This window comes from Mycobacteriales bacterium (genome assembly GCA_035995165.1).
Taxonomy (GTDB): domain Bacteria; phylum Actinomycetota; class Actinomycetes; order Mycobacteriales; family CADCTP01; genus CADCTP01.
This window is the reverse complement of record DASYKU010000029.1, coordinates 1-8330: the sequence shown is the minus strand read 5'-3', so window position 1 is coordinate 8330 and position 8330 is coordinate 1. Positions and strand designations below refer to the sequence as shown.

Annotated in this window: 7 protein-coding genes and 2 tRNA genes; 5 read left to right on the top strand and 4 right to left on the bottom strand. The window is 72.5% G+C overall.

All coding sequences use genetic code 11. The annotated features are described in order from the left end of the window. On the bottom strand, nt 1-674 hold a 674-nt coding region (locus VGP36_05420; protein HEV7654165.1), incomplete at its 3' end, for a LamG domain-containing protein. Between the two features lie 72 nt (nt 675-746). Between VGP36_05420 and VGP36_05415 the strand changes: the two genes are divergently transcribed. Both VGP36_05415 and VGP36_05410 read left to right on the top strand, forming a co-directional pair. Continuing rightward, nucleotides 747-2075, top strand: a complete 1329-nt coding sequence (locus tag VGP36_05415) for a GH1 family beta-glucosidase (GenBank protein HEV7654164.1) — start codon at nt 747-749, stop codon at nt 2073-2075. A gap of 2 nt (nt 2076-2077) precedes the next feature. After that, nucleotides 2078-3322, top strand: coding sequence for an MFS transporter (locus VGP36_05410; protein HEV7654163.1), 1245 nt, complete (start codon nt 2078-2080; stop codon nt 3320-3322). 2 nt (nt 3323-3324) lie between these two features. Here the strand turns inward: VGP36_05410 and VGP36_05405 are convergent, their stop codons facing one another. Both VGP36_05405 and VGP36_05400 read right to left on the bottom strand, forming a co-directional pair. Continuing rightward, complete coding sequence (locus tag VGP36_05405; GenBank protein HEV7654162.1) at nt 3325-4248, bottom strand: trypsin-like peptidase domain-containing protein; 924 nt, start codon at nt 4246-4248, stop codon at nt 3325-3327. A gap of 195 nt (nt 4249-4443) precedes the next feature. Beyond that, nucleotides 4444-6060 carry a helicase HerA-like domain-containing protein gene (locus tag VGP36_05400; GenBank protein ID HEV7654161.1) on the bottom strand — a complete coding sequence of 539 codons (1617 nt, stop codon included), beginning with the start codon at nt 6058-6060 and terminating at the stop codon, nt 4444-4446. A 93-nt stretch (nt 6061-6153) separates the two neighbouring features. Here VGP36_05400 and orn point away from each other — a divergent pair, with 93 nt between their 5' ends. Continuing rightward, a complete protein-coding gene (orn, locus tag VGP36_05395) occupies nt 6154-6774 on the top strand; it encodes an oligoribonuclease (protein HEV7654160.1) in 621 nt (206 codons plus the stop codon). Between the two features lie 29 nt (nt 6775-6803). Next, nucleotides 6804-6879: transfer RNA gene (locus tag VGP36_05390), tRNA-His, on the top strand. Here the strand turns inward: VGP36_05390 and VGP36_05385 are convergent. Beyond that, nucleotides 6868-8094 carry an Ig-like domain-containing protein gene (locus VGP36_05385; protein HEV7654159.1) on the bottom strand — a complete coding sequence of 409 codons (1227 nt, stop codon included), beginning with the start codon at nt 8092-8094 and terminating at the stop codon, nt 6868-6870. The two genes, VGP36_05390 and VGP36_05385, sit on opposite strands and share 12 nt — an antisense overlap. A gap of 123 nt (nt 8095-8217) precedes the next feature. Here VGP36_05385 and VGP36_05380 point away from each other — a divergent pair. Beyond that, nucleotides 8218-8290: transfer RNA gene (locus VGP36_05380), tRNA-Lys, on the top strand. Nucleotides 8291-8330: the final 40 nt, after the last annotated feature.

The following is an 8330-nucleotide window of genomic DNA, read 5'->3' as shown; positions in this document are numbered from 1 at the left end:
CCCGGTTCGCCGCCGAGCAGACCGCGGCCGACGGCCAGCGGGCCGGTGCTGACCGGGCGGGGGCCGTAGGAGACGGCGTTCTGCCGGGTGCCGTCGACGTACAGGATCAGCTGGCCGTCGGACAGGTCGCGGACGCCGGTCAGCAGCGTCCACTGCCCGGCCGACGGGGACCGGATCGAGCGGGCGAAGCCGCTGGTCCCGGGGTTGGACCCGGTCAGCACCCAGTGCTTGTCCGCGTACTGGAGGGAGAACGCGCTGTCGGTGGCCGCGTCCTGGCTGACCGCGGTCGCGGTGCCGGCCGGCAGCTTGTCCAGCCGGACCCAGGCCGAGACGGTGAAGCTGCGGGTGGTGTCGAGCACCGGGTCGTTGGTCACCCCGTACGTGCGGATCCCGTCGAAGTGGGCCGCCGTCCCGCCGCTCCCGTCGTCGATCCAGTCCGGCGGGCCCTGCAGCGTGATCGGGCTGCCGCCGGCGGTGTCGGCGACGTTGCGGCCCAGGCCCTCGTCGAAGTCCCACTCGCTCTTCGGCGTCGGCGGCAGCGGCGCGCTCGGCCGCTGCGGGATGCCGCCGCCCACGCTCGAGCCGGGCGGGCTCGCGGTCCCGCCGCCCCCGGACCCCGACCGGTTCAGCAACGTGGTGAACAGCAGCACGACAAGGAGCACCGCCAGCGCCACCCAGGCGTAGCTCCGCGCCGTCGACGTCGGCCGGACCCTCACGGGGTGGCCCGCAGCGGATACGGTGGCCGGGTGATCGACGACGGACTCCGCTTCCCGCCCGGTTTCGTGTTCGGTACGGCTACCGCCTCGTACCAGATCGAGGGCGCGGTGACCGAGGACGGACGCGGAGTCTCGGTCTGGGACACGTTCAGCCACACGCCCGGCACCATATCGGGCGGCGACACCGGGGACGTGGCCTGCGACTCCTACCACCGGTACGGCGAGGACATCGCGCTGATGACCGGCCTCGGGGTGCAGGCCTACCGCTTCTCCGTGGCCTGGCCGCGGATCGTGCCGACCGGCTCCGGGCCGGTGAACCAGGCCGGGCTGGACTACTACAAGCGGCTGGCCGACGGGCTGCGGGAGGCCGGGATCGAGCCGGCCGCGACGCTGTTCCACTGGGACCTGCCGCAGCCGCTGCAGGACGTCGGCGGCTGGCTCAACCGGGACACCGCGGCCCGGTTCGCCGACTACGCCAGCGTGCTGGCCGAGGCCCTCGGCGACCGGGTCGGCCGCTGGATCACCCTCAACGAGCCGGTCGTGGTGACCTGGAACGGGCACATCGAGGGCAGCCACGCGCCCGGCCTCCAGCTCGGCGCGGCCGCGTTCCCGGTCGCCCATCACCAGCTGCTCGGGCACGGGCTGGCGGTCGCGGCGCTGCGGGCGGCGACGCCGTCGGTCCCGGTCGGGATCACCAACAACTACGGGCCCTGCCATCCGGCCACCGACGAGCCGGCCGACGTGGCCGCCGCCGCCTTCCGGAACGCGCTGCACAACCACCTCTACACCGACCCGATCCTGCTGGGCCGCTACCCGGAGCTGCTGCAGGAGCTGACCGGCGACACCGTGCAGGCCGGCGACCTGGAGACGATCAGCGCGCCGATCGATTTCCTCGGCGTGAACTACTACTTTCCCGAGCTGGTCCGGGCCGAGGCCTCGGCCGTCTTCGGGATGACCGACGTGCCCTGGCCGGACCCGGCCCGCACCGCCTTCGGCTGGCCCGTGGTCCCGGCCGGGCTGACCGAGACCCTGACCGCCCTGCGGGACCGGTATGAGAACCTCCCGCCGCTCTACGTCACCGAGAACGGGGCCGCGTACGACGACGAGGTCGGTCCGGACGGCGCGATCCACGACAAGGACCGGGTGTCCTATCTGGACGGTCACCTGCGCGCGGTCAAGGACGCGATCGACGCCGGGGTGGACGTGCGCGGCTACTACTGCTGGTCGCTGCTGGACAACTTCGAGTGGGCCCAGGGCTTCTCCAAGCGCTTCGGCCTGGTGCGGGTCGACTTCGACACCCTGACCCGCACCCCGAAGGACTCGTACGGGTGGTATCGCGACCTCATCGCTGCGCAGTAGGCATGCTTCCGGGGGCGGTCGGCGCGGTCCCGGCGACGCGCGTACGGAAGGCCTTCATCGGCACCCTCGCGCTGGCCAATCTGGCCGTCTGGATGGGGTTCTTCACCCCGATCCAGTTGCTGCTGCCCCAGCAGCTGGAGGACATCACCGGCGACGACGGCAAGGTCGCGGCGCTCGGCTGGGTCAGCGGCGCCGGGGCGCTGGTCGCGGTGCTGGCGACCCCGCTGGCCGGCGCGCTCTCGGACCGGACCACCTCCCGGTTCGGGCGGCGGCTGCCCTGGCTGGTGGGGGGCACGGTGTTCGGCGCGCTCGGCCTGATCGTCCTCTCGCGACAGTCCACTGTGGCCGGTGTGCTGATCGGCTGGTGCGTGGCCCAGGCGTTCCTCAACTCCGCGTACGCCGGGCTGACCGCGGAGGTGCCCGACCACGTCCCGGTTGCCCAGCGCGGCACGGTCTCGGGCTGGTTCGGACTCCCGCAGGCGGTCGGCGTGGTGGTCGGGGTGGCGCTGGTGACCTCGTTCACGACCACCGCGAAGGCCGGCTACCTGCTGATCGCGGTGGTGATCGCGGTGCTGGTGCTGCCGTTCGCGTTCGTCACCCGGGACGCGCCACTGGTGACGACGCCACCGCGGCCGACGCTGAAGGACTGGTGGATCGACCCGCGGACGTACCCGGACTTCGGCTGGGCCTGGCTGACCCGCTTCCTCATCTCGCTCGGCAACGCGCTGGGCACCCTCTACCTGCTCTACTTCCTGCGCGACAAGGTGCACTACGAGCAGCTGTTCCCGGGGAAGTCGGCCGAGGACGGGGTGCTGATCCTCATCCTCATCTACGCGGCCGGCGCCGTCGCGACCGCGGTCGGCGGCGGCATCTGGTCCGACCGGACCGGCCGGCGCAAGCCGCTGGTGATCGTCTCCAGCCTGGTGATGGCCGTCGGCGCCCTGTTGCTCGCGATCTGGCCGACCTGGACGGCCTCGATCGTGGCCGCGGCGCTGCTGGGCATCGGCTACGGCGTCTACATGGCCGTGGACACGGCGCTGGTCACCGAGGTGCTGCCGGCCGCGACCGACCGCGGCAAGGACCTCGGCATCGTCAACATCGCGAACGCGGCGCCGCAGGTGCTGGCACCCGCGCTGGCCGCCCCGATCGTCGCCGGCCTCGGCGGCTACCCGGTGCTCTACATCCTCACGGCGCTGGTCACCCTGGCCGGCGCGGTGCTGGTGCTGCCGATCCGCTCCGTACGCTGAGCTCAGCCCTCGGTGAGTTCGACCGGGACGGCGATGACGTCGACCATGGCGCCGTTGCGCAGGACGGTGACCGGGAGGCCGACCCCGATCGCCTCGGCGAACAGCATCCGCTGGATCCCCTGCGCGTCGCTGACCTGCTCCCGCCCGACCGAGAGCACCAGGTCGCCGGGGTGCAGCCCGGCCCGGGCGGCCGGGCTGGCCGCGACGACCTCGATCACCCGCAGGCAGGTCCGCTGCCCGACCCGCGCGGCCACCGGCTCCGGCAGCGGCGCCGGCACGCTGACGAGCCCCAGGTACGCCCGCCGCACCCGGCCCTCGGCCAGCAGCGCGCCGATGATCCGCCGGGTCGTCGAGTTCACCGGCACCGCCAGCCCGAGCCCGATGCCGGCGACCGCGGTGTTGATGCCGACCACCCGGCCGGCGGCGTCCGCGAGCGCACCGCCGGAGTTGCCGGGGTTCAGCGCCGCGTCAGTCTGGATCACGTCCTCGATCACCCGGCCGGCCCGCCCGCTGCGGGTCGGCAGCGACCGGCCGAGCCCGCTGACCACGCCGGCGGTGACCGTGCCGCCGAGGCCGAGCGGGTTGCCGACCGCGACCACGAGCTGGCCGACGACGAGGGTGTCGGCGTCGCCGAGGCGGGCCGCCGCCGGCGTGTCGCCGCGGGCCCGGACCACGGCCAGGTCGGACAGCGGGTCGGCCCCGATCACGTCGAACGCCGACTCCGCGCCGTCCGCGAACGCCGCCGTCCCGCCGGTCGCGCGGCCGACGACGTGCGCGTTGGTGAGCAGGAAACCGTCGTCGGTGAACACCACCCCCGAGCCCGCGCCGCGCCCGAGCCGCAGGCTGGCCACGTGCGGGGTGACCTCCGCCGCGACCGTGCTGACGACCCGGGAGTACGCGTCCAGAGCTTCCCGCTCGACCTCCATACCCCACCGACCCTCCCGTCGCTGCGGCGGGCGCCCATGGCGGCGTCCTCCCGCCGCGCCGCGCACCGACGTCGTCGGCGCGTCGCTGCGGTCTGGACGCCGCCGCGTCCCCTTCGCGACCTCGCTTACACCGTTGCAGGTGTAACCATGGTGCGCGCGGTCGCGCCCGGACGCCCTCCGCCGAGAGCGAACGCCTCAGCGGCGCTTCCTGGCCGTCCCGAGCATGCCGCGGGTGATCTCCCGGCCGAGCGCCGAGGCGGCCGACCGCATGAACGACTTCGCCGCGGACGAGCCGAGCACGCTCGTCACCATGCCGCCGATGCCGCTCTGCTGCTCCTGCTCCCGTCGCGGCGCCCGCTGAGCCGGCGGCGGCCCGGGCTTCGGCGGGGCCGGCTTGGGTGCGGGCGGGGCCAGCTTCGCAGCCAGCCGCTCGTACGCGGAGTCCCGGTCGATCGCCTGCCCGTACTCGGCCTGTAGCGCGGAGGCCGCCACCGCCGAGGTGATCGCGGCCGCGTCGGCCGGCGCCATCCGGGACCGCGGCGCCCGCAGCATCGTCCAGGCCACCGGCGTCGGCGCGCCCCGCTCGGACATCACCGTGACGATCGCCTCGCCGGTACCGAGCCCGGTCAGCGCCTCCTCCAGCGCGTAGTCGCCGGTCTTCGGATACGTCCGCACGGTCTTGCGCAGCGCGTCCGCATCGTCCGGGGTGAACGCGCGCAGCGCGTGCTGCACCCGGTTCGCCAGCTGGGCCAACACGTCGTCGGGTACGTCGGTCGGCTGCTGGGTGACGAAGAAGACGCCGACGCCCTTGGACCGGATCAGCCGGACCGTACGGGTGACCGCGTCGAGGAAGGCCTTGGAGGCGCCGGCGAACAGCAGGTGGGCCTCGTCGAAGAAGAACACCAGCTTCGGCTTGTCCGGGTCGCCGACCTCGGGCAGGTCCTCGAACAGGTCGCCGAGCAGCCAGAGCAGGAACGTCGAGAACAGCGCCGGCCGGTCCTGGACCTGGGACAGCTCGACCGCGGAGACGATCCCGCGCCCGTCCGGGGCGGTCCGCAGCAGGTCCCTGGTGTCGAACTCGGGCTCGCCGAAGAACGCGTCGGCCGAGTCGGCCAGCCCGATCAGCTCGCGCAGGATCACCCCGGCGGTCGCCTTGGACAGGCCGCCGAGCGCCTGCAGGTCGGCCTTGCCCTCGTCGGAGACCAGGAACTGGATGACCGAGCGCAGGTCCTTGAGGTCCAGCAGCGGGAGGCCGGCCTTGTCCGCGTAGTGGAAGACCAGCCCCAGGCTGGACTCCTGGGTCTCGTTCAGACCGAGCACCTTGGACAGCAGGATCGGCCCGAAGCTGGTCACCGTGGCCCGCAGCGGGACGCCGGTGCCGATGCCGCCGATCGCCAGGAACTCGACCGGGAACGCGGCCGGCTGCCAGTCGTCGCCGGTGTCCACGGCCCGCGTGGTGATCCGGTCGCCGGTCTCCCCCGCCGCCGCCAGGCCGGACAGGTCACCCTTGATGTCGGCCACGAAGACCGGCACGCCGGCGGCGGAGAGCTGCTCGGTGATCAGCTGCAGCGTCTTGGTCTTGCCGGTGCCGGTGGCGCCGGCGACCAGACCGTGCCGGTTGAGCATGCCGATCGGCACGCGCACCCGGGCGGTCGGGTGCGGGGCGCCCTCGGCGACGACGGCGCCGAGTTCGACCGCGGGGCCGTCGAACGCGTACCCGGCCGCGATCCGCGCGGCGACGTCGTCGCCCGGCGCTGCTGCCGCTGCCGGTGCCGGTGCCGCCGCCTCCGTCGTACCACCCGGCTCGCCCATCGATACCCCTCCTCAGCGACGTCCTGGGCCGGAGCGTAGTGCGACCGGCACGCCACCGCCGGGTACCGGCACCGGCGTGGATAGGGTCGGGATGTGGCGGACAAGGGCTTGGACCGGCTGGTGTGGGTGGACTGCGAGATGACCGGCCTCGATCTGCGCCGGGATGCGCTGATCGAGATCGCGGCCCTGGTGACCGACTCGGAGCTACGTGTGCTCGACGAGGGCATCGACCTCGTGATCACCGCACCGGATGAGCTGCTGACCGGGATGCAACCGGTCGTGCAGGAGATGCACGCCCATTCGGGCCTGACCGAGGCGGTCCGCGCGTCCTCGGTGACGGTCGCCGCGGCCGAGCAGCTCGTGCTGGAGCACCTGCGCAAGCACGTCCCGGATGCCCGGACGGTGCCGCTCTGCGGCAACTCGATCGCGACGGACCGGGCGTTCCTGGCCCGGGACATGCCGGAGCTGGACGGGTTCCTGCACTACCGGATGGTCGACGTGTCCTCGATCAAGGAGCTGTGCCGGCGCTGGTACCCCCGCGTCTACTTCTCCCAGCCGCAGAAGGGTCTGGCCCATCGCGCGCTCGCGGACATCAAGGAGAGCATCCGCGAGTTGCGCTACTACCGGCAAACCGTGTTCGTGCCGCTTCCGGGCCCGAACGGCGAGCAGGCCCACAAGGCGGCCGCGGAGGTGCTGAGCGCCGACCTCCAGTGAGCCGCTACGATGGAGCGGCTCGTTCAATGGTGGGTGTAGCTCAGCTGGTAGAGCACCGGGTTGTGATCCCGGGTGTCGCGGGTTCGAGTCCCGTCACTCACCCCATTGGCTCCACGGGATCGTCCAGTCCGGCACGTCGGTGTCCCGACTGGTCAGCGGCACCGGCGTCCCGGTGATCTGCACGACGTCACCCGGCTGCGAGATCCCGAAGAACCAGGCCGCACTGGCCGGCGACAGGTTCACGCACCCGTGCGAGACGTTCGAGCTGCCCTGCTGGGCGACCGACCACGGCGCGGCGTGCACGAACTCGCCGCTGTTGGAGATCCGGGTCGCGAACTGGACCGGCGTCTTGTAGCCACCTGCGTCCAGCGCCAGCCCGAACGTCGAGGAGTCCATCGTCATGGCCCGCTTCTTGTCGGTCACGATGTGCACACCGGTGTGGGTGTAGCGCCCGGTGACCTCCTTGCCCAGGCTGGCCGGGAAGTTCTTGGTCAGCTTGCCGTTGACGTACACCTTCATGCGGTGGGTCTTGGCGTCGGCCACGCTGACGTGCGAGGCGCCGATCGTGAACTCGATGTGCCGGTCCGCGTTCTCGCTGCCGTACGTCCCCGCGCCGAGGGAGACCCCGCGCAGGTCGGTGTCGAGCGCGACCTTGGTACCGGACTTCCAGTACGTCTTGGGGCGCCAGTGCACCTCGGTGTTGGAGAACCAGTGCCAGCCGCCGACGGTCGGGACCGAGGTGGTCACCTTCATCCGGGCCAGAGCGGTTTTGCGGTCGGTCACCGGGTTGTCGAAGTAGACCCGGATCGGCATGCCGACGCCGACGGTCGTGTCCCGCAGCGGGCTGACCGCCGGGAAGACGGTCTTCGTGGCCTTCGCCGTGGTGAACGCACTGGTCTTGGTCGTGGTCTGCCCGGTCGCGTTCGTCGCCTCGGCGGTCACCGTGTAGCGGGCGCCGAAGCCGAGCTTGGCCGCGGACGTCCAGGTCGTCTTGGCCGCGTCCAGGGTGCCCTTCACGGCGCCGCCGGTGCCGCTGACGGTGACCGTGGTCAGTGTCCCGCCCTGCGCGGTGACCTTGACCGGATCGCCGGGCGCGACGGCGGCGGCGTCGGCAGCCGGCAGGACGGAGACGGTGGCCGGCTCGGCCTGGGCCTGGCTGCTCCCGTTCTGGCTGGTGCTGCCACCCTGCGACGGCGCCGCCCCGCTGCCGGAGCTCCCGGAGCCGGACGACGTGCACCCGGCCACCGCGGCCAGCACGACGGCGAGCCCCACACCCCACCGCGCCGCACCGGACCCGCGCGTCTTTGCCTGTGCACCCACGCCTGCGCCTCCCTGCTGAACTGCCTGACGTATGCCCATGCTGCCACTCGGCTCTGACAGAACCACGCGACACGACCACCCGTCGCACCCCGAAGGAGTGACCTGGTAACCTTCCACCCCAATGCGCCGCTAGCTCAATTGGCAGAGCAGCGGACTCTTAATCCGCGGGTTCGGGGTTCGAGTCCCTGGCGGCGCACCCGTAGCAGGCCTCTGACCTGCACACATGCGATCGACAA